This is a genomic window from Marinicrinis lubricantis (assembly GCF_042658665.1).
Taxonomy (GTDB): Bacteria; Bacillota; Bacilli; order Paenibacillales; family KCTC-33676; genus Marinicrinis; species Marinicrinis lubricantis.
On record NZ_JBHSQV010000184.1, the window covers coordinates 94,949 to 117,614 of the forward strand.

A 22,666-nucleotide genomic window follows, 5' to 3' on the forward strand; every position below is an offset into this window, starting at 1 on the left:
AATTATAAGCATTACGCATAACTGATTACCCTATGCTTTATATATCATTTAAACGAACACTGGAAGGATGATTCCCGTTGACTGAGCTGGAACTCATGCTTTACTTTGCAGCTGTGGTAGATCACGGCAGCCTCAATAAAGCAGCCAAAAGTCTAAATCTGTCTCAACCCGCCCTATCTCGTAAAATGAGCAAGCTGGAGGATAGCTTGGGCGTCCAATTGTTTGAACGCAGAGGCAAAAAGCTTCAGCTGACGGAGGTCGGGGCCATCACGTACAATTATGCGCTGCAGCTGCAAGAGTGGGAGAGAAAGCTTCAGAAGGACTTAATGAACTACAAGCCTTCAGAGAAGACACAGCTGCTGATCGGAGCCAGCTTGACGACACTGCAGTCGACTTTGCCTGACATCATAGCTGCTTTTACTGCGCAAGACTACAAATTTGATATTAAAGCCGCAACGGGTAAAACGCATGAAATCGTAGAAATGGTAAAAGATCATAAAGTGGACTTCGGCATTGTCGCATCCAGTATTGTACACCCAGAGCTGGTCTGCGTGCCGCTGTTTGACGATCATCTCGCCCTGCTGCTTCCCGCAAGCCATCCTCTATCCGGTAGTAAATCGATCCGTATGAAGGATCTGGACGGCATGGGGATGATTCTCTTCTCGAAGGGAACGTGGTACCGAGTTTTAATGGATGAGCTGTTCCATGGTCATCAAGTTCATCCCGATATTAAAATGGAAATCGACTCGTTCGAAGCCATCATTAGGCTCATCGGCAACAGCGGATTGGCTACACTGCTCCCATTATCGTATTTGAGACGCAGCTTACTCGAGGACAACGGTATCGTCATCGTGGATGTGGTAGAACTGAAGGAAACATCGCGCACGACATCTCTTATTTATCGAGAAGACAGCGTATTCCATCCAGAAGTAGAGAACCGCCTGAAGTCCGCGATTCGATTTTTCCAGTCGTCAGGCGGCTCGTTTAATCTGTAACGGCATCCTCGAAGCGCTCAATCTGCTGCTTCGTACCAATCAGCACCATAATATCGTCTTTATCGACGACGTCATTGGCAGAAGGAGCAATCAAAATCTCCTCCTGTTTATGAAGGGCCACAACACTGCAGCCGTATTTCGCTCTAGTGTCCAGCTTGCCTAACGTCTTGCCGCTGATTTTTTGGGGTGCCGATAACTCAGCGATGGTATATTTATTCGATAATTCAATAAAATCAAGTATATTAGGTTGTACCAATTGGTGTGCCAGCCGTATCGCCATATCGCGTTCGGGATATATCACGCGATCTACCCCGATCTTCTCCAGCACTCTGCCGTGAAGCTCGCTTAACGCTTTGGCTACGACCTTTTTGACACCAAAATCTTTTAACAAGATCGCTGTCATGATGCTTGCTTGAATGTCATTGCCAATCGCGATAATCACGCAATCCGAATTTCGAATTCCAAGCTCTTTCAGAACCTCTTCATCGGTCGTATCAGCAGCGGCAGTAAATGTTAGTTCATCGCTCATGTCATCCGCAATTTCTTCATTTTTATCAATACCCATGACCTCATATCCTTGAGCGATTAATTCCTTTGCCAAGCTGGATCCGAACCTGCCGAGACCGATCACGGCAAATTGGGAATACTTCATCAGGATGTCCCTCCGCTTCATCATGTACAGTCTCTTATGTTTTCGAACAGGATATGCTGCTGCGAACCTGAAAAGAACGAGGTGCTTTCAGCCTAAACAAATGATGCATTCGCATCGTTATTAATTTTGTTATCAAGGAGAAAAGCTATGCAAAACAAAAATAGGGTCATTTTTACAGAAGTGATTGCTGCCGTCGTCCTCGTTATCACTGCATTCATCATTATTATCATGAGCGGCGCGGAGCAATTGGAAGAACCCCAAGCAGAACCGGTCAAGCTTCTAACCAAGAATGAAGCGATCGAAACGGCTGCAGCCCACATCCAAGAAAAGTACGGGATAAGTACATCCGAGCTGGAAAGCTCTATCGTACTGCAGGCCAATATTCCCTTAAGCGCCTATTTGAACAAGAACGATTGGATGAGTGAATACGACCTGAAGTTTGCCGATAAATATCCGGTCGATTATTATGAGGTCGAATTGAAGCAGCCATCTGCGGATCGCACATACTTCATTCGGGTTCATTCTGCCAAACGAGAAGTAATTGGTTGGAACATCTACGGAGCTGTTGAAGGAAATGATATCGAAGAAGCAAAAATGCAGCAAATGGCTGAGTCTGAGCTTACGTCTTTGGGTTATCAGCCAAACGATTTTTGGATGACTGAGAAGAAGCCAGGCCTTTATGTATTCAGGGCAAAGCAGCCCAGCATAGGAGAAGCGGCGTACCAGCTCACCGTCCAAATCGAAAAAGGCCGAGTCGTGATGCTGCATCAGGGAATAACCCCTACTGACACCTTCATCAGCTGGTTTCAAACGGAAGAAGAGAAGCGTGCAGGACTATCCATCATTCAGCTGCTGATGATGGCGTTTTTAGTGGTCGCTTCGCTGGTCACAGCGATTGTATACCGAAAAGCCGCCCCATGGCGGCGCGGCATCCTGCTTAGTCTCATTGTGCTGGTGCTTATTTCAATCAACATGTATAACTCTTTTCCATCGATTAAGGCCGCCTATGCCGAAGATCCGGCGTCAGGAAGCCTGGCCATGTCTGGTCTTCTATTCCAGCAGGGAATCTATGTGATACTGGCCTTCTCGCTCTATCTGTCATTTGCATCCGGAGACGGCATGTTTAAGACGTTGGGAAGGCGAACCTGGGCGAGATGGCAGGAAGCGGATTATGGCCGACATACAATCCGATCGATGGGTCGAGGCTATCTGTATGCCGTCATCCTTATCTCTCTGCAGCAAATCATTTTCTTCATTGGCGACAAACAATTTCAAGTATGGACGTATGATGATCCAGCCTTCTATGTCGAGAATTACGTATACCCGCTTCTATTTCCAATCAGCGCTTGGGTCGCCGCGATTATGGAAGAAGGAACATACCGCTTGTTCGGGATTGCATTATTCAAAAAATTATTCCGGCTCGATATTTTGGCGATTCTGCTTCCAAATTTGATTTGGGCCTCGGGTCATATCGGCTATCCCTTCTTCCCACCGTATACGCGGCTTGTGGAAGTGTTCATTATCGGTCTCATTTTCAGCTTTATCTTTTTAAGATACGGATTAATCACCGCTATATTCGCACATGCCGCCTTGGACTGCTTCCTCATGGGCATGAGTCTGCTCTATTCGCAGGAACCGTACAAAGGCCTGGTGGCCCTCCTGTATATTGGCTCACCTGCCATTGTCGCAATCATCATTGCTCTGCTGCATCGCTGGCTGTATCCTCGACAGAAGCATCCGGAGCCGCTTCTGCCACACGACCGTTTAGATGGTCTAAAATCGTCTTAGCCAGCTTTTCACCTATGCCCAGAGGCTTGAAGTCTGCGACTTCGGCCTCTTTCATTTTTTTTAGCGAGCCAAAATGTTTAAGAAGCCGTTTTCTGCGTGTTTCACCAATCCCCGGAATCGCATCCAATTGTGATCCGACCATCGACTTGGCACGCGTTTGTCGATGGAACGTAATGGCGAATCGGTGTACCTCTTCTTGAATCCGTTGTAGCAAATAAAATTCCTGACTATCCCGCGGCATCGGTACCACTTCAGGTGGATCCCCAATCATCAAGTCCGCTGTTTTGTGCTTTTGATCCTTAACCAACCCGCATACAGGCACATGCAATCCGAGTTCGTTCTCGAGGACGTCGATGGCCGCGGAAATTTGACCTTTGCCTCCGTCGACGACGATCAGATCAGGAAGTGTCAGGCCTTCCTTTAGTACCCGCTCATACCTTCTGCGAATCACTTCGCGCATCGTTTCATAATCATCGGGGCCCGTAACCGTCTTGACTTTATATTTGCGATATTCCTTTTTATCCGGCTTTCCGTCAGTAAATACAACCATCGCCGAAACCGGATCCGTTCCTTGAATGTTCGAGTTGTCAAAAGCCTCAATCCGATGGACCTTCTCCATGCCAAGCCGCTTTCCAAGCTGCTCGGCCGCCTTTACAGTACGTCCCTCATTCCGATCAAGCAGCTGAAACTTCTCCTGCAGGGCGACCTTGGCATTGTTGCAGGCCATCTCCACCATTTGCTTCTTCAAGCCTCTCTGCGGAAAATGCACCTTCACCTTCAGCCATTGCTCCAGCATCTCTGACAGCTCCTGTCTGCTTTCGTGATCAGGAATCAAAATATCTTTTGGCAGTGCCGGGTTATCGCTGTAATATTGGCTGATGAAGGACATGAAATCATCATATTCATCCCCATAATAAGGGAAGATCGAAGCTCTTCGTTCAATCATTTTGCCTTGCCGCATATATAAAATTTGAACGCACATCCAGCCCTTATCGACGTAATAGCCAAAGACGTCCCGATCGACAGAATCGTTCGTTGTAATCTTCTGTTTCTCCATGACCGCATCGATATAGGCAATCTGATCTCTAAGCTCTTTCGCCCGTTCAAAGTTCAGCTCTTCAGCGGCCTCATGCATCTTGCGCTCCAAATCCTGCTTAATATCCTCATGTCCGCCATTTAAGAAGCGAGTAATTTCCTGCACCATCTCTTCGTACTGACCTGCGGGAACATCATACTCACATGGAGCAATACATTGGCCCATATGGTAATACAAGCATACTTTGTCTGGGATCGTGCTGCATTTTCTTAATGGATACAGACGATCGAGCAGCTTCTTTGTTTGCTGAGCAGCGTAAGCGTTCGGATACGGTCCGAAATATTTGCCTCGGTCTTTCACGACACGACGCGTCACTTCAAGGCGGGGATGTAAATCTCCAGTAATTTTAATGTAAGGAAACGACTTATCGTCCTTCAGCAGTACATTGTAACGCGGATGGTGCTGCTTGATGAGATTACACTCTAGAATGAGTGCTTCCATATTGCTGGAGGTCACAATGTATTCAAAATCGCATATTTCGCTGACCAGCCGCTGCGTCTTCGCATCATGACTGCCGGTGAAATAGGAACGAACACGATTCTTCAAAACCTTTGCTTTACCCACATATATTATTTTCCCGCTTTTGTTTTTCATCAAATAACATCCAGGCTGATCCGGCAAAAGAGCAAGCTTGTGTTTAATTTTTTCCATCACCCGCTCGCGTTCGCCTGTCGTCAATTCGGTCTGTTCCTCCATCTGTTCGCGATCGGTGAAATGATTCTGATCCATGGAATACCCCTCCTTTCCCCTCATTCATCTATATCCATATATCCATCTTTCATCTTCATGTATGTTCGCTTGAAAGATGATTATAACACAAAAAAATCTCCTTTTGCCTAGGACAAAAGGAGATCTTTGAGAAGGTAAATATTAGCTGTGACGGGACAATACCCCTTTGAGCGCATCCTTGGATTGCAGACCGACCACTTTGTCTACAGGTTGACCGTCTTTAAAAACGATTAATGTAGGAATGCTCATTACACCAAATCGGGACGCGGACTCTGGGTTGTCATCGACATTGACCTTTGCGATTTTTACCTGTTCACCGATCTCTGTATCTAATTCCTCCAGGATTGGAGCGATCATTTTGCATGGTCCGCACCAAGGTGCCCAGAAATCTACTAAAACAGTGCCTTGACCTTCAACTTCTTGATTGAAGGACTGATCCGTAACGTTAACAATTGCCATGTGCAATTCCTCCCAACTCTCTTTTCTTATTTAGAACAATTACAGTATACCATATTATTTTGTGAATTCCACGTCTTTGATTAGAGGCATCATTTCCTGTTTTATTGTGAACTTCTTGTTACAATTTATACAAGCGATGGCCGATGAAGTTTTTAACACCGACGCATTCTTTACAACTTTGCCGCCCTTTGGGTATACTATGGGATATAAGTCGATTATCGGATGGAAAGGCTTAAGGAGGATTGAAGCATGAGCAACTCTAAAAACCCAGAACTACATATTAATGAAGAGCCTCGCAATGACTTTCTCGACGTCGCAGTCGGTTTTGGCGTTACCTTCGGATTTTTCTTCGTCGTTTGCGTCATCTTTACCATCATTGCCTATGTGTACAGCTAAGCTGTTAGCGAATAGAAAAAGAGCCTGGACTTCTAAAGAAGCCAGGCTCTTTTTCTATGCCGCAAGTATGTGCAATCGTTACTTGTGCTCTCGCTGATTTTTACCATTCACACTGATGACTTCCACATAATAGCGTATACGTTCCATCAATCTTCTGCCTTTCGAATCATTGTCCCCTTCTTTGTCCGTAAAGCTCAAATGCTTCTCCATCGCATCCAAATCGTAATTGGAAGTGAAAAAGGTCGGTTTCCGATTCATCCGGTAGTTCAGAATCGTGCCCAGTACATGATCTCTAACCCACGGATTCAGGTTTTCGGCACCCATATCGTCAAATACGAGAAGATCTGTAGATTTCAGCAGCTCGATCGTTTCCTTCAGCTTCCCCGGTTCGTGAATCATTGCTTTCAAATCTTCCACAAAATCGGGCATGTAGATAATCACTCCCGACAGTCCGTCCTTCGCCAGTTCATGCAGCATGTAGCACATTAAAAAGGTTTTCCCTGTACCAAAGCTGCCCGCCAAATAAAGTCCTTTCGGCTGCAGTCCATTTTTCTTGGTTGTAACGATATATTCCAGCAATCTCTCTACCGATTCGCTTCGTTCCATATCACGCTGATAAATTTCTTTCGAGGAATATCCCGTTTGCAGTGCCTTCTCATCCACATAAAAGCTGCGAATACGCTGCTTGATGAGATCCTGTGATTGCTTCGATCGCATTTTTTTACATGCAACCTTTTGATCTACGATCACTTTCTGACCATGTACACTTTGAACAGACAGTTTCGTATAATGTCCCTCGAAGTCGTTCGGACATTGATCCAGACCAGGGCAAGCGCTGCAGTGATCGTATTCTTTTTTAAATTGATAAAGTCGGTTCATACTCATTCGAAGCTCGGTAGGTTCAAAGGGACCGTTCTTATGAATAAAGTTCTGGACCGCAGGATGTGCCATCAACTGCTGGAAGGCTTCATCCGGGTTCATACGCAGCGTTTGCTGCGGAACATATTTTAAAACCTCCGATAAAGATTCCATCCGCTTGTTCCCTCCTCATTACGATTGCCGCTTGTTCTTTTCATCGAGCAGCTCCGCCAATTGCAAGCCCCTCTGGTATGCTTCCTCATTGAACGATCCGGACGCTTCTCCTTGATAGACTTCGAGCTTCGGCTTTTGATGGGCATTGCGTCTTGATCTGGACGTCTTGGATCCAGCGGCTTTCGGCTGCTTCGTACGATTCTCCTGCGCACGGATATATTCTACTGCCTTCTCGAAGCTATCGATTTGTCTGCCCAGCATGTCCGATGCGATGGCGTCGATATACGGCTTACTCCAAGAAAAATCGTTGTTTTTAATATAGTGAATTAGCAGATTGATGACTTCTTCTTTCAGCCTGTAATTCAAATCGATTTTAGAAAAAGTATTTAGTACCGAATCCGGTACGTTTCCGGGAAAAAACAAATCCAAAATCTTCGTATAAGGCTGATTTTTCAGCATCCGGTTATATTGGTGAACATCGACCTGCTTTGTGATCGCTGCGGGTACGTCTACATAATACTGCATCTCGACTTCTCTTGGAGCTTCGTCTTTGTCCTCCGCATTCGAATTCGATCGGTTCAACCATACGGTACGGTCTTCTTCTCTCTTTTTCATTTGACGGAATGTCAAATGAGCGGCATGCTCCAGCGCCTCGTACTGCAGCTCGCCCTGTGCGTTAAATGCAAAATCCTCATCCAGTAAACTGCAAAGACGTGAAATGCTTAATTGATACTTCATCGTCAAATAATGCAGCTTGCTGAGCTGCTCCGGGGCATATTTCAATCGCTCCACCCAAACTCGGTTTGATGAAGTACGAGGAAAACGCCGCATCATCTCGCCGTAATCCAAGGTTTCCTCCGAATTCTGCGATTCGAACGGTATGATCCCCGAAGCGGACTCTAGCAGCGCCTGCTCCAGCTCAAAATCTATCGTATTGGTATTCAGCTGAAAAAGCTCATAAAACGGCGTACTGATATCTTCCTGCTGTACACTTTCCGTATTCCACGGATACTCTGCAGTGCAGCACAATTCATTGTGAAGGGATAACACCGCATGCTTCCCAATCTTATCTCTCAATAGCAGCAGCAGATGATCATTTTTGAAAAACTCATAAGGACTAAGAGGTTTGTGCAGTCTATAGGCGTATATGTATTCATCCTGTTCGCTAATATACTGCCGACTGCTCTGAAGCAGGCCGAGCGCCTCCAGTTTGGAAGCCGATTCTATCAATTGTTTTCGACCTTTTTCGCTTGGCTCCAGGGCCATCGAAAGAAAGAGCCTGCGCTGCTGCTCTAAGCGGGAGTATCCTATACGCTCCGCCGGAACTTGTTCATAGAGCAGAAGAAACAGGCTGATCGCAGTCGGACCAATCATAGGCTGATAAATCCACTGCAGCATTTTATATTCCAATGGGCTTAATGAAAAATCCCGGAACATATAGAACCGGTGATTTTCCGTAAAATGCAGTAAATTGCTAATTCGCAAGGTGAACACCATTCCCCGCTTTTATTAGAATACATCGATTCATGATCTCTTCTATTTTAACATAAATTCGACGATGTTCTACATAAATGTTTAGTGCGGCGCCTGGTGTTGTCTGGAAACGGTAGATGCATATTCGGTATTCACGAGCGGCACTCTATCCAATGTCGTGAGAACACGATTATTTAAACCCATCTCTTGATGCTCGGTAATCCATTTGCGGATCAAACCATTCAATTTATATGGCGCTTTCGTAGGCAGCTGATGTCGGAGACCGCGAATATAATAAAGCTGGCTCGAAGGAAGCTCCTTTTTCAGCATTTTTGCATAGCGATGGAACGCTTTATCCTTTTCGCCATATACGAGCAGCTGTGGAATTTTTAGATATCTCAAGCTGTCGGTACAGCAAAATTGCTTGCTGATCGAGTAGTACTGCTTCATGTTTTCCAGATTGCCTTTGAGGGCGGACTCCATTAAATTTCGGTACGTGATATCCATGTCTGCATTGCCATAACTGATCGCCCAAGAAAGCAATTTCTTCGCCTTCATGTCGCACATACGCTCAGCCATAGAAATTCGAAACTTAAGCCAAGGATCGGATACTTCCGACATCGCGCTGATGAGAATGCCGCCATAAAACCGATCGGGATACGTAAGCATCGCATCCAGAGCAATTCCCCCGCCTGTGGAATAACCCGCTAAGTAGCATTTCTTGATATTCAACGCGTTCATCAATTGCTGAATATCGGAGGATATCAGTGTATAAGTGATAGGAGCTGCTGAAGCCTCACTGTGTCCATGGCCCCGAATGTCAAATACAACGACCGTAAATTGGTCGGAAAGCTGCTCCAGCTGATAATTGAAATTTTCACTCGTCAGCAGCGGAGGATGAATAAACAAGATAGGCAGACCTCTGCCCTTCAAATGATAATGCAGCTTGATCCCATTCACATCGATCATCGGCATAGTCCTTTACACCTCCAATTATCTTAAGGTGTATTATTCCCTGCAGCCGCATCGTTATCACCCGGAAAACAAAGGGACTCTCCTTTCGGACCACAGCCGAGAAGAAAGTCCCCTTGTATTAGAAACGAATGTCATTAAGCTGACATATGTAAAACGAAAACATCATTAAAACATCTTGTATCCTTTTTCCCTCAGCGTTTTAATCGCCGATCCGCTGAAATAAGCACCGGCTAATCCGCCAAGCGCAGTTAAGTAATCTGCGATTTGATAGCTCTTCAGGTTCCCCCAGAAGGACATGTCTGTGTCGTACAGCCGATAAAACACCAATGGAAGCATGACAAAAATATATAAATAGATGGTAAGCCAGGTGGTTTTCAGCAGCATGTTTAAAATAAAGCCGATCCCAAACAGCAAAACGAAGAAAAGCACGAGCAGAATGGGCAGCTGAAGCAGTTCTGCAGTCACTTCCGGTTTCCTCCTTACATCGATATGACATCCATAAGTGTACTTGAATTACGCAGTGGATTCAATATTTTTAACAGAAATGGCACATCTTTCGAAACCTTTCAATTGCTCTTTGCGTAATTATTATATAAAATGATACCGTTGCATAAATCTGTAAGGGGTGTTACTAGTCCATGAATGAAACCACACATCGCACCAATGAAGCAGCTCAAACATTAGACGGATGGTACGCTTTACATGATTTTCGGTACATCGATTGGAACGCTTGGAAACAAGCGGATGACGGTCACAAAAAAGAAGCTCTGCAAGATTTAAATACAATTGTGCAGGGATGGGAACAAGCGCAGACTGAAAAAGTCGGAAGTCATGCCATGTACTACATTGTAGGCCAAAAGGCAGACCTCATGTTTATGAATTTGCGCGAATCGATGGATCAGTTGGGCGAGCTTGAAACAGCTTTGAACCAATCAGCCATTGCGCCTTTCCTCATTCCGGCCTATTCTTACGTTTCCGTTGTCGAACTCAGTAATTATATGGCCAAACCTGGTTCCGATCCGATGGAAAATCCGGAGGTTGTGGCAAGACTAAAGCCCGTGCTTCCGAAAAGCAAACACATTTGCTTCTACCCTATGAACAAAAAGAGAGATGGCCAGGACAACTGGTATATGCTCAGCATGGATGAACGCAGAAGCATGATGCGGAGCCATGGTCTCATAGGACGTTCTTATGCGGGAAAGGTGAAACAGATTATCACAGGGTCAGTTGGCTTTGATGATTGGGAATGGGGCGTCACCTTATTTGCTGATGACCCGCTGCAATTCAAAAAGCTTGTTTATGAAATGCGTTTTGACGAAGTCAGCGCGCGTTACGGCGAATTTGGGGAATTTTTCGTCGGAAACCTTGTTGACCGTGAAGGCATCGAGCATCTTCTTAAATAAGCCCAGTGCAGTTTATACCATAATCATCGATTGAATGGATGCGATACAAATATAAAAAAACGCATCTTTGCTTTTACAGTACACTGTGAAGGAACTTCTCCAGCAGAAGTTCCTCTGTTTTGTCCTTATATATATTTTACCTTTATTCCCAAGGACTAACACAGAAAGAGGAGAGTAGGACCCTAATGAAAAAAATATGGATGACTTTGCTTGCATTAACGTTGGCGACTGCCGTCATCGGTTGTTCAAGCAATAACAATGAAGACAGCAAGAAGAACACCTCGAGTAATCAAGAAAATACAGTAACGAATGAAGAAAATTCCACTGAAAATCAAGAACCCGTTGAAGAAGAGCCAGTTGATGAAGAGCCGGTAATCGAAGGCAATGTACACTCTACGGAAGACGGGAAAGCAGAAGTGACGCTTCCAGATGACTGGAACCTTGTAGAACAAAAGCAAAACGCTTTGTCTACTCTTGAAGCTGCCAATATGAGAGATGAGAAATATATTATGGTCATCAGCGAAGCCAAAACAGATATTGGCGGAGAATTAGATCTTGCGACGTATGCTGATCTTATTACACAGCAGATGACAGCTGTAGCTCAAAACAGCGAACAATCCGATGTTGCCGACATGACCATTGACGGTCATCCAGCTGTACAATTCAATCTTAACGGTACAGTGCAAGGCGTAGACATTGGCTACTTGATCACAATCATCGAAACCGACAGAGACTTCCATCAGGTGGTTAGCTGGTCTACAGGAAGCAACTATGGCAACCATGAAGAAGAATTCAAAAACATCGCAAGCAGCTTTGTCGCATTAGATTATGATGAAAGTACCGTTCCAGCAGATGAAGACTACACATTGGAAACCGTTGATAAAAACGGCATTGTGATGAGCATTCCAGATACTTGGCAGGAAAATGAATTCCTCAGCCCGGAAGCTGATCTGCAATACCAAAGCAAAAATGGTTATCTCATTGTACTGAAAGAACCAAAAGCAGATTTTGGTGACGGTTTTGAGCTTGAAGATTACTACGGTTTGATCGAAGCCAACTTTGCTGGACTTGATATGGTCAACAACGAAGAAACGACCATCAATGGAAACAAAGCAATTAAATTTGATTTAAATGGTGAAGTTGAAGGCGTGAAGCTCGGCTATGTAGTCGCGATTATTGAAGGTCAAGACCACTTTTATCAAGCCCTGACTTGGACGATGGCCAGCACTTTCGACGCGCAAAAACCGCTCTTCGATGAGATCATTAACAGCTTCGAGGAATCCAACTAAGTCATTGCTTATCTTGAAAATTCCCCGTAATACGCATAAGCCGGTCATCATTGACCGGCTTATTTATTTTCCTAGCAAGATATGAAAAAGAGGCCGCTCTCGATAAGCGGCCTCTTTTCTCTCAGTAAAAAAATTAGGACTATTGTTCATCTTCCTCTATATCCATGGAACGCAAATATTCCTCGGTCATTCGATCACGCTGCCTGCTCTTTTCCTTTAAACGTTCGATGGCTGGCTGAATCAGGATATCGACTTCCTGCTGTACGATATTTGACAGATCATAACGCTGCTGCTCTTCCAGATATTTGCCGACCTCCATCAATGCATTGTAACGATCCAATTCACTTCGGGTCAACAAACCTCTTACCTGTACACTGCAATGTCTCATGTGCTTTTCCTCCCTGCTGCGAACAGCATCGGCGCAAAGTTAGCTGAAGAAACGGCCTTTTCTTAAAACGAGCGATATTCCGCCTATCGTAAACAACCAACGATTATCAATGATTTTCTTCATTTGAACAGCGGTCCAGCCCTTCAGTTTCCTCTTACCTACTACCCCAATCGCTGAGCCTTTGCCAAGCGAAGCCACCGTTCCTTTTATTTGAGGTTGGAATGGCTTTAATTGACCGCCGCGAATGGAAGCAACGAGATTATGTGCGCAATTGATCCCCATCTGCATAGCGATTTGTGCGGTAGGAGGATATGGACGATTCTCTTCATTGAAAACCAATGCATTATCTCCAATGACATATACGTTGTCATTACCAGATACTCGCAAATGTTCATCGACCTTCACGCGGCCTCTCATGACTTCAAAGCCAGCATCTTCGATCATTTGATTGCCGCGAATGCCTCCCGTCCAAACCACTGTTCTCGTCTTAATCACTTCACCGTCTGCCAGCACAACGTGATCCGGATGGCATTCTTTTACGGCAATGCCGATTTTGAACTGTACACCTTTATTCTCAAGAACTTTGACTCCGTACTGAACCAATTCTGGATCAAAGCCAGGCAGCGCAGTCGGTGCCGCTTCAACATTATAGATTTTTACGAGCTTCGGATCGACATCATAACGTCGGCAGAGCACCGGAATCCGGTCTGCCAGCTCACCGACAAATTCGATTCCTGTAAAACCTGCACCGCCCACGACGAACGTAAGATACTCCTGACGATGCGGCTCCATTTTGTATTTAGCAAATTGATATTCGATGTGTGCTCTGATCATATTCACCGCATTCAGGCTGCGAATGAAGAACGCATTTTCCTTCATCCCCGGAATGCCGAAGGTCTCCGGTTGGCCGCCCATCGCAATGACTAAATAATCGTACGACAGCGTTCCATCCTCGAGAATCACTTTCTTCTCCTGCGGCCGAATTTGCTGAACCGTTGACTTCACGAAATCAATTTTAAATTCGTCAATCAGTTTTAATATATTGACTTTCGCATTTTGCGGATCATCGGTACCCGCAGCAGGCATATGCAAATGGGTTGTGACATAGTGATATTCATGCTTGCTTACTAATGTTACGTCTGCCTCATTATAATTCAACTGCTTTTGCAGCTTTTGTGCAGTAATAATTCCACCGTAACCAGCTCCAAGAATTAAAATACGGGGTATGCGGTTGCTCATCCAAAATCCCTTCCATTCCTGTATATAGTTGTGGTCTCTTTAAGTATATTTGATGTACCCGTGAAAAGCATGTGCCGCAGCCATATTTGTGAAAGATGACACACACATTTGTAAAATGATACATACTCGAATCCATTTTCATTATACTTTAGCTGTTTTCATCAAAGCTGTATATCAAATGTAGGTATAAATCCAATGTTATGGTCAGTTATGAAATGGATTCACTTTTTCTCTCTCTATATGAGACACTCTCTCTATGTAAAGTCTCATGCAATAATATTATGACGGGCTCAAAATATCAACCCCTTTTTAAGCTATCTAGCGGCTTCTCCTGTCGTTTCCATTCCGCTATGCAAATCGTTATAATAAGGATGGATACATAAAGAACCGCGGAGGTGGAACCATGTCACAAACAAACCAACAGGAAGTCGTGGACATTATCGTAATTGGCGGGGGGCCGGCTGGTCTTTTCGCTGCTTTCTATGGCGGAATGAGACAAGCAAGTGTCAAAATTATAGAGAGTATGCCGCAGCTTGGCGGCCAATTAGCAGCATTATATCCAGAAAAGTACATTTATGACGTCGCCGGATTTCCTAAAGTAAAAGCACAGGATCTGGTGCAAAATTTGATTCAGCAAATGGAACATTTTCCTACGGAGATTTGCCTGGAAGAGAAAGTAACTCATGTTGAGAAGAAAGAAGAGCGTCTCTTTGAAGTAAAGACCGATAAAGGCATTCACCGATGCAAATCTGTCATTATTACAGCAGGTGTCGGAGCCTTCGAGCCGCGCCGTCTCGAAATAGAGGATGCTGCCAAATATGAGAAGACGAATCTTCGTTATTTCGTACAAGATTTACAGCAATATGCCGGTAAACGCGTTCTCATTTGCGGCGGCGGGGACTCTGCTGTCGACTGGGCTTTAATGCTGGAGCCGATTGCCGAAAAAGTCACCTTAGTCCATCGCCGGGATAAATTCCGGGCTCATGAGCATAGTGTAGAAAACTTGATGAAATCAAAGGTTGAAGTTTTAACTCCATATGAAATCGAAGGCTTGAACGGACAAGATGCAATTGAGGAAGTGATATTAAAGCATACCAAGACCGGCGAACAACTCGTGGTCGATGTCGATGATTTAATCGTCAATTATGGCTTTGTTTCTTCCCTAGGTCCTATTTCGGAATGGGGATTAGAAATTGAGAAGGGCTCCATCGTTGTTGATTCACGAATGGAAACCAATATTCCGGGCATCTTTGCAGCTGGTGATATCACGACATATCCAGGCAAACTGAAGCTCATTGCTGTCGGTTTCGGAGAGGCTCCGACTGCGATTAATAATGCCAAAGTGTATTTTGATCCTGAAGCGAAACTGTCTCCAGGCCATAGCAGCAATATGAAATTTTAATCCATAGGCGAATCAATTGTCTCCTAAAGTGAATGTAAACTCTACAAAGAGTAAAAAATAAGGGTATTCCGAATCCATAATTGGAGGGATACCCTTATGTCTTTTGTTTGTCCTGTATGCAACGGTTTTAGGGATTTGGATTTTACGTGTCCAAGCTGTCAGCAAAAAACAGAGGATTTTGGCCGTTTTCATGATTTTTACGGACCGTATTCTCCTTACCGGCCCATTGATGAGTATAAATTGACGAATGGAATTGCTGGAGATGCCGAGCATCATCGGTGTATTCATATTGCATTTTGCCCGGTTTGCAAAGGTACATATCATGCGGCAGTTGATGAACAATCCTTCATGAGGTCAAATGAAGATTAGCATGCTTTCTTCCTGTCACATTCAGTTTTCTTCGTTTAATTTCCTGAAACAGCAAATCAATAAAATCGCGTTCCAAATTCAGATCGACGGCTTTGACGTATGTCTCCACTAATGCTTCATTACTTAGTAACTTCATTTTTAGATCACCCAAAAAATTGATATTTATTGAAGTGTTATCATCTTATCACGATACGAAATTACAAACAACTTGATGATTACCCACACCTTGATGTGGATATCCTGTGGGTGGATTGTTCATAACTGTCGTATTGTGTCTATTCTCTAATGTGAGTGATGTGGATAAAGTTGTTCACATCTATTTCTTTCCATTTCCCTATAAAAAAATATAATGAATAACTTCAGATTGAATATTATTCGTTATTTGACATTCTTTTTCTCTTCATTTGCATTTCTGCGTTAATTATATGAAAATATATTTAAAATTGTAGTATGAATAGGAGTTAGCCACATGATAGAAACCCCTGCGACTTCAATTCTATTAACCCAATCATACGCCAAAATCAGTTGCGAGCCTTCCTGGAAATGGGCGAAAAGAGAAAAGCCCATCCCAAATTTCGACTTATTTTACGTTTGGGAAGGAGAAGGCGAGGTCATTGTTAACGATAAAGTCTATTCCGTCCAAAGAGGCAGCTGTTTCTTATTTCGTCCTGGAGATCATACGAGTGCGACTCACAATCCTCAGCGCCCGCTCACAATCACTTATATCCATTTTAATATCCATCCATCGGAGAAGCCGTCCAGGATTCCAGATCAATATCGCGTGCTGCAGGATACCAAAGATTTCGAAATGCTGCTCACTCGCTTTGTAAGGGTTCGATTAAATGATGAGTTCGCTGCTGATATTGAAGCTCAGTTAATTATTAAGCAGCTCATGATTCATCTGATTCGATTTGATCAGGCGCAGCCGAAAGAACTCAATTCAACGAGCCGACATCTTAACGAAGTGATTCAGGAAGCAGCCAACTTCATTATTCAGAATCCTGCGAAATGGCATAAGCTTGAGGAATTGGCTGCCAGAGCTCAGCTCTCTCCCAGATATTTCTCCATCAAATTTAAGGAAATTATCGGGAAGCCGCTTCAGCAGTTTATCATCGAATCTCGGATTGAAAGGGCGGAGCATCTGCTCTATTATGCAGGGATGAACGTGTCGGAGGTTGCTGAAGCGCTCGGATATAAGGATGTATATTTCTTCAGCCGGCAGTACAAAAAGTTCCGGGGCAAAAGCCCTTCGAAGGTTCGATAATCAAAAAAAAAGACCGCCAAGGCGGTCTTGATCATATTAGCAATCTCCTGGTTTTCCTGCCTCTTTCGCTGTTCTAAAGGAGCTTCCGCAGCCGCAGGTGGCGATGGCATTCGGATTATCAATCGTAAATCCACCGCCGACATCGGATTGTTTAAAATCAATAATGACTCCGTTCAAAAACCGGGCGCTGTAAGGGTCAACGACGACCTTTAGTCCGTTTACTTCCAGCGTCTCATCCTCGCTGTTCACCTCATCATCAAAACCCATTCCATATGAAAAACCGCTGCAGCCGCCTTCCTTCACACCGACTCTTAAGAACAGATTCGATGACTCCTGAGCCGCCAGCATATCTTTAATTTGGTCTACCGCACTTTCTGTAATGGTCATCATATTGTATTCCTCCTTTGCTCATAACCTAACGACATGTTCATACGTTGAGCAGCGTATATATTAAGTATACACAACAATCAGGCCGTTACTCAAGTAGTACGAATACAGGAACTCCTGCCTTTTGCCACTAAATCTACCATTTACATTTATTGCTCCTACTGAAATAATAGGTTTATAATAAACAAAAGCACTTCAAATTGTCAGCCTATGCTTTTGCTTGTGCAAAAAGTTACATAGTTGGGCTTACATCAAAATCCTTTATTACAATGCAAGGTCATCCTTCCGCGCAGCTTCAACCATCATTTTAGATCCAACTTGTTTTCCGTTGGTTCTCATAAGGAGGAAATATTCAACATGTCCATCATTTTAAACAGTCCGGACAAACAAATGAATACGATTAAGGAAAAAGTCTTCGCTGGAGAAAGACTGAGCATGGAAGACGGCCTGTTTTTATATGAAAGTCAAGATTTGCTGACGATAGGCCAATTGGCGAACGAAGTCAACATGCGCAAAAATGAGAAAAAAGTCTACTTCATTGAGAATATGACCTTATATTTTACGAACGTCTGTGAGGCTTCCTGCGCATTCTGCAACTTTAAGCGAAACCCGGGTGACGAGGGTGCTTACACGAATACTCCGGATGAAGTGATTGCATTCGCGGAACAGCATTATCATCCAGGCGTAAGAGAATTTCATATTACCGGTGGACATAACCCTACGGTTCCTTTTGAATATTATGTGGATTCGATCCGCGCGCTCAAGAAGCGTTTTCCGGAAGTAACGATTAAATCGTATACGGCAGCAGAAATTGAATTCTTCTCAAGACTGAGCGGTCTCAGCATCAAAGAAGTGCTCCTTCGTCTTAAAGAAGCCGGATTGGGCAGCTTGACCGGCGGAGGCGCAGAAATTTTGTCCGAGCGCTATCGTAAAAAAATGAGTGTCAACAAAGCAACGACAGAGCAATGGCTTGAAGTGCACCGTACCGCCCATGAGATCGGTATCCGTACCCATGCCACGATGCTGTACGGTTCGATTGAGACGTATGAGGAACGCCTGCAGCATATGATCTATCTTCGTGAATTGCAGGATGACACGAACGGTTTCATGGTCTTTATCCCGCTGGCTGTACAACCAAAAAGCAAAAATGCTGGAATTAAACGCAGAAATTCTGCATTCGAGGATTTGAAGACGATCGCCATCAGCCGTCTGATGCTGGATAACTTCCAGCATATTAAAGCGTATTTCATCAATATCGGAACTCAGCTGACACAAGTGGCGCTTACATTCGGCGCCTCCGATATACACGGAACGATGGTCAAGGAAAGAATCAGTCACGCAGCCGGTGCGCTGACGCAGGAAGGCTTAACTCGCGATGAGCTCGTATGGCTGGTTAAAGGTGCTGACCGCATTCCTGTCGAGCGCGACACCTTCTACAATGAAATCAAAGTATATTAAGCTGGACGCGGTTAAAAAAAAGAAAAACGCCAGATGGCGTCTTGTGGGCTCGTAGTTTTAAGTTCATACGATCCAGGGTGGGTGTGTGTAACACCTTAACACCTTTATTTAGCGAAAAAGAGTGAGGTTCATGGTTAGATTGCCACGAATCCTCGCTCCTTTTTCTTTTTTTGCTGACTACTTGATCCGATCCCGATACTAAAGCTTTGATTAATCCAAATCATCAAGGAAGGCGAACGGGTCCTCTCCCTCTTCGTCTTCAATCGCCTTTAATATTTTGGTATATAATTCATCGATCGTCTTGGCATCTATGATTTTCCCATTAACCAGCGCAAACGGCTCCATTACGCATTGTCCGCAGTTATTCAGACAGCCGTACTCAATCACATCGTAATCAGGATTTTCCTCCAGCTTGTCCATCACTTCATCGGTCCCATGATGCATATTATTGGTGCAAAATTCAATGATCGGTCTCATCCCGCTTCACCTTTCTATTTGATCTGTGTATATAATGGATGAATTAGGGCTTCCTAAAATTGTTCATCACCTTTTCATTCAGGTTGCCATTTTCTTTTACGGCTTATTGTACTATAATAATGGAAGGAAGGAGTTGAATCAAATGAGTGAACAAGCACAAAAAACTCAGTATGATGAAGTACTGGAGGTTTTAGATAAGCTGCGTCCCTTCTTGCAGCGCGACGGCGGCGACTGCGAGTTGGTTGATGTAGAGGATGGAGTCGTTAAGCTAAAATTAATGGGTGCATGCGGCAGCTGCCCAAGCTCCACCATTACGCTCAAAGCCGGTATCGAAAGAGCTCTCATTGAAGAGGTTGAAGGTATTACGGAAGTTGAACAAGTATTCTAATATGACAAACAATAAGCCTCTGGCATAGCCAGAGGCTTTTGTTGTTCATTTGTTGATGGATCTTTTACTGGACTTCATATTCTACATTATATTCCTTATTGTCGAACAAACCTTTATACGTAAAGTGGAATGTATCCCCTTCCCGCTTCACAAAGCGAATCTGATCGCCGGGATAGTCGAACATAATGCCTTCGCCATCCGAATAACGCTCTTCCAAATAAGATTGCTCTTCTTCGCTTAGCAGAGCTTCATACAGCGTTGTCGCTCGTTTATTTTCCAAATCGATTAGAACTAAAGCGTCCAACCGATAGGGACGGACAAGCAAATAATCTTCATATACCTGCTCTACGATGAATGGCCCCTCCATACCGGTATACTCCTGCAGCGGGTAGCTGTGCTCGACGTTACCCGACGTATTTACAATTTCAAGTGTCGTACTATCCAGCATCACCGCTTTGCCATCAAATACGGATCGATTCACAGTCGACTTAAAACCATAATAATCGATCTGTGTATGATGCCGCAGTTCTCCTTCGCTAACGAGATAGCGATATTGGTAAGTATGAAGATGCGGTTCCCCCGTCACCGATTGAATCGTGATAAGGTAGGAGGTATCGTCAATGACAGCCGCCTCCATACTGAGCCATTCCGTGCTGTCCATTTGAAGTTGCTCAATGACAGCTGTCGGATTTTTACCTTCGGAAATATACAGCTTTTGCAATGCAGGATCAAGCCAAATTTTCGCCTTCGATAATTCCGTACTGTAATAACGATTCGGCTCCTGGTTCAATGTCACGGCATAGCTTGAGCTATCCCAAGAAATTGGGGCGCCGAAAGCATCCGAAATAAAACGGATCGGAACATAGATCGATTGGTTCCTTATCATTGGTGCAGCATCCGTTTTTATGCTTTGCCCATTCACCATCATATTTTCGCTTCCTAAGGTCCATTCTAAAGAAGAGTCCGGGCTCCACATATATACGGTTTTATTCTCCCCATCCCATACGGTTCTGGCATCCAGCTTATTTCCTATCTCCCGCAGCGGTACATATACTCTGCCATCCAACACATATGGAGCTTGCTGCAGCAATTGCTTTTCATTATTTAAATAAAAATGTACTTGTCCCGTTTCCGCATCCGCTTGACCGTTCGGAAATAACATTCCTGCGGCAAGCAGAGCCATTATCCATTTTTTCATGGGTGCTTCTCTCCTTTTGATATGGCAAATCATCCAACCTTTCCAATCATATAGACGAATATGCATGCAAGCATGTTGCGAAAATCATCACATCAAACATATATGAAAAAGCAGCCCTTCCGTTTCTCTTGTCAGGCTGCTTCCCCATCATGATCTTATAGGCAGTGTACGTATAGGGTCTAGACCGCCGGAAACATCCAGCATATTACCGGTAATAAAGTCAGATTTGTCCTCACATAAAAACAAAATGGCACGGGCTACATCCTCTCCGGCACCTGGCCTCCCACGCGGGGATTCCATATCTGGGATGCTTTTCACCTCATGTATCCACTTTTCCTTATTATCGCCCCGGATGTCTCCCGGACATACCATATTGACCGTTATGCCAAACTGGGCTTCTTCTACCGCCAGCGTCTTCGTAAAAGAAACCAGTCCGACCTTAGATGCGGCGTACACCGCCCGATGCGGCCATCCCCTTGCTTCTGCCGCATGACTGAAGCCGAAATGAATAATACGTCCCCAGCCTTTCTTTCTCATAGCGGGCAGAACCAGGTGATCCAATTCCATGACGCCCAGAAGATTGCCAGACAACAAATAGCGAATTTCTTCCGCTGTATAATCTGCAAACAGCTTTCGTTCACGAACGAACGGGCCTGCGTTATTGATTAATATATCGATGTCGCCCAATTCATGGACCGTCTGCTCCACGATGTGCTGTATATCTTCACTTTTTGTGATGTCTCCGCGATACGCAGCGGACCTCACACCGAACTCCTTCAGCTGATCTACCAGCTGATCGGCTTCCTGTTTACTGTTCACATAGCTTACCGCTACGCTGCAGCCGGCTTGAGCCAATGCGAAAGCGGTCATCTTCCCCAATCCCCGAGCTCCCCCAGTAATTAGGGCAACCTTTTGCTGCAACCCCATGGTAATGCTCCCCTCCAAATGAACACTGCAAGGTCAGTTTCCATCTATTATGTTAGCATACGCTTCGCATATTGAAAAACGATTTCAACCGATTGAATGACCATTTCATAGGCCTGCTGTAAATCCTTCATTATCAAAGCAGGGTTTTCGATGGAATTATCTGTCGAATGCGTTCTGCCTGATGCGTAGAGATCATCGACAAGCTCGACATTCATATAATGAATTTCGATATTCCGCTTTTGCCGCAGACGATGCATCGGTTCCTTGTACTTCACCTTTAAATCAAACAATTTCTGTTCAAACTGCGGATGAATTTGCTTTTCATGCATCACTCTAAGCACTGTATAATAAGAAAATTTCGGCTTTATTTTTTCCGTTCGCACACTCAGCAGTTCGTTGATGAAATATCCCAGCTTGTCTAATATCGAAAAGACCCGGATAAAAGCGTTTTTGTAAAAGTATAAGAACAGATGATACTGCTCAAGCTCCTCGGCATTCATTTGTTCCTCAATCGTTTTATGTATCAGCGCAGCGTATTTTTGGCTGCAGTAAACACTTTGCTCAAGCTCATTCAAGCTGTCTAAAAATCCCTTCGCCCAAAAGTTGAGCTTATAATCGTCCGATTTCCGCTGATCCATCAGACGTATATAGTCCGTGATCGCATCATGTGCTTTTTGCAGCGAACCGGCGTCCTTTCTTCTTGGTTCATTAAAAAGTTTCCTCAGCATCGGCACTCCCCCTTTTTTAAAACGGATCATCATCTATCATACCCTATTATGGTCTCAATTCACAAAAACCTGACTGCTCCCCCGTCAAATGAGAAAAGGAGCCCCTCGGCTCCTGTGGTGCGCTCCTACTATTCGTATCTAAGGTAGGCGCCGT

At 44.4% G+C, this 22,666-nt stretch carries 24 protein-coding genes; 9 read left to right on the top strand and 15 right to left on the bottom strand.

From position 1 onward, the window contains the following. Positions 1-77 precede the first annotated feature (77 nt). Positions 78-995, top strand: a complete 918-nt coding sequence (locus ACFPXP_RS20385) for a LysR family transcriptional regulator (protein WP_379896256.1) — start codon at positions 78-80, stop codon at positions 993-995. Here the strand turns inward: ACFPXP_RS20385 and ACFPXP_RS20390 are convergent. Further along, entirely contained in the window at positions 985-1,647 is a 663-nt protein-coding gene (locus ACFPXP_RS20390) for a potassium channel family protein (RefSeq protein ID WP_379896257.1), read from the bottom strand. The genes ACFPXP_RS20385 and ACFPXP_RS20390 overlap by 11 nt on opposite strands. A 147-nt stretch (positions 1,648-1,794) precedes the next feature. Between ACFPXP_RS20390 and ACFPXP_RS20395 the strand changes: the two genes are divergently transcribed. Further along, the gene (locus ACFPXP_RS20395) at positions 1,795-3,435 is read left to right on the top strand and encodes a CPBP family glutamic-type intramembrane protease (RefSeq protein ID WP_379896258.1); all 1,641 of its coding nucleotides are present in this window, start codon (positions 1,795-1,797) and stop codon (positions 3,433-3,435) included. On the opposite strand, the gene uvrC is transcribed toward ACFPXP_RS20395, so the two are convergent. Together uvrC and trxA are read right to left on the bottom strand one after the other, a co-directional pair. Continuing rightward, positions 3,341-5,185, bottom strand: coding sequence for an excinuclease ABC subunit UvrC (gene uvrC, locus ACFPXP_RS20400; protein ID WP_379896304.1), 1,845 nt, complete (start codon positions 5,183-5,185; stop codon positions 3,341-3,343). The two genes, ACFPXP_RS20395 and uvrC, sit on opposite strands and share 95 nt — an antisense overlap. A 216-nt stretch (positions 5,186-5,401) precedes the next feature. Further along, positions 5,402-5,719 carry a thioredoxin gene (trxA, locus tag ACFPXP_RS20405; protein WP_379896260.1) on the bottom strand — a complete coding sequence of 106 codons (318 nt, stop codon included), beginning with the start codon at positions 5,717-5,719 and terminating at the stop codon, positions 5,402-5,404. 249 nt (positions 5,720-5,968) lie between these two features. Here trxA and ACFPXP_RS20410 point away from each other — a divergent pair, with 249 nt between their 5' ends. After that, positions 5,969-6,115, top strand: coding sequence for a YqzM family protein (locus ACFPXP_RS20410; protein ID WP_379896262.1), 147 nt, complete (start codon positions 5,969-5,971; stop codon positions 6,113-6,115). A 78-nt stretch (positions 6,116-6,193) separates the two neighbouring features. Here the strand turns inward: ACFPXP_RS20410 and dnaI are convergent, their stop codons facing one another. From dnaI to ACFPXP_RS20430, 4 genes are all read right to left on the bottom strand, one after another. Then, positions 6,194-7,147: a primosomal protein DnaI gene (dnaI, locus tag ACFPXP_RS20415; RefSeq protein ID WP_379896264.1), complete on the bottom strand. Its 954-nt coding sequence runs from the start codon at positions 7,145-7,147 to the stop codon at positions 6,194-6,196. Positions 7,148-7,165: 18 nt separating this feature from the next. Further along, entirely contained in the window at positions 7,166-8,632 is a 1,467-nt protein-coding gene (locus ACFPXP_RS20420; RefSeq protein WP_379896266.1) for a DnaD domain protein, read from the bottom strand. Between the two features lie 90 nt (positions 8,633-8,722). Then, positions 8,723-9,595, bottom strand: a complete 873-nt coding sequence (locus ACFPXP_RS20425; RefSeq protein ID WP_379896268.1) for an alpha/beta fold hydrolase — start codon at positions 9,593-9,595, stop codon at positions 8,723-8,725. A 165-nt stretch (positions 9,596-9,760) separates the two neighbouring features. Then, on the bottom strand, positions 9,761-10,060 hold the full coding sequence (locus ACFPXP_RS20430; RefSeq protein ID WP_379896269.1) for a YuiB family protein: 300 nt from the start codon (positions 10,058-10,060) through the stop codon (positions 9,761-9,763). Between the two features lie 173 nt (positions 10,061-10,233). Here ACFPXP_RS20430 and hemQ point away from each other — a divergent pair, with 173 nt between their 5' ends. Next, positions 10,234-10,998, top strand: coding sequence for a hydrogen peroxide-dependent heme synthase (hemQ, locus tag ACFPXP_RS20435; RefSeq protein ID WP_379896270.1), 765 nt, complete (start codon positions 10,234-10,236; stop codon positions 10,996-10,998). A gap of 185 nt (positions 10,999-11,183) precedes the next feature. Further along, positions 11,184-12,287 carry a hypothetical protein gene (locus tag ACFPXP_RS20440; protein ID WP_379896271.1) on the top strand — a complete coding sequence of 368 codons (1,104 nt, stop codon included), beginning with the start codon at positions 11,184-11,186 and terminating at the stop codon, positions 12,285-12,287. A 139-nt stretch (positions 12,288-12,426) separates the two neighbouring features. Here the strand turns inward: ACFPXP_RS20440 and ACFPXP_RS20445 are convergent, their stop codons facing one another. Both ACFPXP_RS20445 and ACFPXP_RS20450 read right to left on the bottom strand, forming a co-directional pair. Beyond that, positions 12,427-12,675 carry a hypothetical protein gene (locus ACFPXP_RS20445; RefSeq protein WP_379896272.1) on the bottom strand — a complete coding sequence of 83 codons (249 nt, stop codon included), beginning with the start codon at positions 12,673-12,675 and terminating at the stop codon, positions 12,427-12,429. 39 nt (positions 12,676-12,714) lie between these two features. Next, positions 12,715-13,914 (bottom strand): NAD(P)/FAD-dependent oxidoreductase, encoded by a 1,200-nt coding sequence (locus ACFPXP_RS20450; protein ID WP_379896273.1) that lies wholly within the window; start codon positions 13,912-13,914, stop codon positions 12,715-12,717. 403 nt (positions 13,915-14,317) lie between these two features. Here ACFPXP_RS20450 and ACFPXP_RS20455 point away from each other — a divergent pair, with 403 nt between their 5' ends. Beyond that, positions 14,318-15,316, top strand: a complete 999-nt coding sequence (locus tag ACFPXP_RS20455; protein ID WP_379896274.1) for an NAD(P)/FAD-dependent oxidoreductase — start codon at positions 14,318-14,320, stop codon at positions 15,314-15,316. Positions 15,317-15,662: 346 nt separating this feature from the next. Here ACFPXP_RS20455 and sda read toward each other — a convergent pair whose 3' ends face one another. Next, positions 15,663-15,821 carry a sporulation histidine kinase inhibitor Sda gene (gene sda, locus ACFPXP_RS20460; RefSeq protein WP_379896275.1) on the bottom strand — a complete coding sequence of 53 codons (159 nt, stop codon included), beginning with the start codon at positions 15,819-15,821 and terminating at the stop codon, positions 15,663-15,665. 333 nt (positions 15,822-16,154) lie between these two features. On the opposite strand from sda, the gene ACFPXP_RS20465 reads away from it, so the two are divergent. Beyond that, positions 16,155-16,949 (top strand): helix-turn-helix domain-containing protein, encoded by a 795-nt coding sequence (locus tag ACFPXP_RS20465; protein WP_379896276.1) that lies wholly within the window; start codon positions 16,155-16,157, stop codon positions 16,947-16,949. Between the two features lie 36 nt (positions 16,950-16,985). Here the strand turns inward: ACFPXP_RS20465 and ACFPXP_RS20470 are convergent, their stop codons facing one another. Then, positions 16,986-17,339, bottom strand: coding sequence for a HesB/IscA family protein (locus ACFPXP_RS20470; RefSeq protein ID WP_379896277.1), 354 nt, complete (start codon positions 17,337-17,339; stop codon positions 16,986-16,988). 354 nt (positions 17,340-17,693) lie between these two features. Between ACFPXP_RS20470 and mqnE the strand changes: the two genes are divergently transcribed. Further along, positions 17,694-18,794: an aminofutalosine synthase MqnE gene (gene mqnE, locus ACFPXP_RS20475; RefSeq protein ID WP_379896278.1), complete on the top strand. Its 1,101-nt coding sequence runs from the start codon at positions 17,694-17,696 to the stop codon at positions 18,792-18,794. A 210-nt stretch (positions 18,795-19,004) separates the two neighbouring features. Here mqnE and ACFPXP_RS20480 read toward each other — a convergent pair whose 3' ends face one another. Continuing rightward, positions 19,005-19,271, bottom strand: coding sequence for a YuzB family protein (locus ACFPXP_RS20480; protein WP_379896279.1), 267 nt, complete (start codon positions 19,269-19,271; stop codon positions 19,005-19,007). Positions 19,272-19,413: 142 nt separating this feature from the next. Here ACFPXP_RS20480 and ACFPXP_RS20485 point away from each other — a divergent pair, with 142 nt between their 5' ends. Beyond that, the gene (locus tag ACFPXP_RS20485) at positions 19,414-19,659 is read left to right on the top strand and encodes a NifU family protein (RefSeq protein ID WP_379896280.1); all 246 of its coding nucleotides are present in this window, start codon (positions 19,414-19,416) and stop codon (positions 19,657-19,659) included. 64 nt (positions 19,660-19,723) lie between these two features. Here ACFPXP_RS20485 and ACFPXP_RS20490 read toward each other — a convergent pair whose 3' ends face one another. From ACFPXP_RS20490 to ACFPXP_RS20500, 3 genes are all read right to left on the bottom strand, one after another. Further along, positions 19,724-20,857 (bottom strand): copper amine oxidase N-terminal domain-containing protein, encoded by a 1,134-nt coding sequence (locus ACFPXP_RS20490; RefSeq protein WP_379896281.1) that lies wholly within the window; start codon positions 20,855-20,857, stop codon positions 19,724-19,726. 147 nt (positions 20,858-21,004) lie between these two features. Next, entirely contained in the window at positions 21,005-21,784 is a 780-nt protein-coding gene (locus ACFPXP_RS20495) for an SDR family oxidoreductase (protein ID WP_379896282.1), read from the bottom strand. Positions 21,785-21,831: 47 nt separating this feature from the next. Continuing rightward, positions 21,832-22,512: a Cthe_2314 family HEPN domain-containing protein gene (locus tag ACFPXP_RS20500; protein WP_379896283.1), complete on the bottom strand. Its 681-nt coding sequence runs from the start codon at positions 22,510-22,512 to the stop codon at positions 21,832-21,834. Positions 22,513-22,666: the final 154 nt, after the last annotated feature.

Bases quoted from the DNA above. Each gene is read 5' to 3' on its own strand.
- ACFPXP_RS20390 (WP_379896257.1), bottom strand. From the start codon at position 1,647: ATGAAGTATTCCCAATTTGCCGTGATCGGTCTCGGCAGGTTCGGATCC.
- ACFPXP_RS20395 (WP_379896258.1), top strand. From the start codon at position 1,795: ATGCAAAACAAAAATAGGGTCATTTTTACAGAAGTGATTGCTGCCGTC.
- trxA (WP_379896260.1), bottom strand. From the start codon at position 5,719: ATGGCAATTGTTAACGTTACGGATCAGTCCTTCAATCAAGAAGTTGAA.
- ACFPXP_RS20410 (WP_379896262.1), top strand. From the start codon at position 5,969: ATGAGCAACTCTAAAAACCCAGAACTACATATTAATGAAGAGCCTCGC.
- dnaI (WP_379896264.1), bottom strand. From the start codon at position 7,147: ATGGAATCTTTATCGGAGGTTTTAAAATATGTTCCGCAGCAAACGCTG.
- ACFPXP_RS20425 (WP_379896268.1), bottom strand. From the start codon at position 9,595: ATGCCGATGATCGATGTGAATGGGATCAAGCTGCATTATCATTTGAAG.
- hemQ (WP_379896270.1), top strand. From the start codon at position 10,234: ATGAATGAAACCACACATCGCACCAATGAAGCAGCTCAAACATTAGAC.
- ACFPXP_RS20440 (WP_379896271.1), top strand. From the start codon at position 11,184: ATGAAAAAAATATGGATGACTTTGCTTGCATTAACGTTGGCGACTGCC.
- ACFPXP_RS20445 (WP_379896272.1), bottom strand. From the start codon at position 12,675: ATGAGACATTGCAGTGTACAGGTAAGAGGTTTGTTGACCCGAAGTGAA.
- ACFPXP_RS20450 (WP_379896273.1), bottom strand. From the start codon at position 13,914: ATGAGCAACCGCATACCCCGTATTTTAATTCTTGGAGCTGGTTACGGT.
- ACFPXP_RS20455 (WP_379896274.1), top strand. From the start codon at position 14,318: ATGTCACAAACAAACCAACAGGAAGTCGTGGACATTATCGTAATTGGC.
- sda (WP_379896275.1), bottom strand. From the start codon at position 15,821: ATGAAGTTACTAAGTAATGAAGCATTAGTGGAGACATACGTCAAAGCC.
- ACFPXP_RS20465 (WP_379896276.1), top strand. From the start codon at position 16,155: ATGATAGAAACCCCTGCGACTTCAATTCTATTAACCCAATCATACGCC.
- ACFPXP_RS20470 (WP_379896277.1), bottom strand. From the start codon at position 17,339: ATGATGACCATTACAGAAAGTGCGGTAGACCAAATTAAAGATATGCTG.
- mqnE (WP_379896278.1), top strand. From the start codon at position 17,694: ATGTCCATCATTTTAAACAGTCCGGACAAACAAATGAATACGATTAAG.
- ACFPXP_RS20480 (WP_379896279.1), bottom strand. From the start codon at position 19,271: ATGAGACCGATCATTGAATTTTGCACCAATAATATGCATCATGGGACC.
- ACFPXP_RS20485 (WP_379896280.1), top strand. From the start codon at position 19,414: ATGAGTGAACAAGCACAAAAAACTCAGTATGATGAAGTACTGGAGGTT.
- ACFPXP_RS20490 (WP_379896281.1), bottom strand. From the start codon at position 20,857: ATGAAAAAATGGATAATGGCTCTGCTTGCCGCAGGAATGTTATTTCCG.
- ACFPXP_RS20495 (WP_379896282.1), bottom strand. From the start codon at position 21,784: ATGGGGTTGCAGCAAAAGGTTGCCCTAATTACTGGGGGAGCTCGGGGA.
- ACFPXP_RS20500 (WP_379896283.1), bottom strand. From the start codon at position 22,512: ATGCTGAGGAAACTTTTTAATGAACCAAGAAGAAAGGACGCCGGTTCG.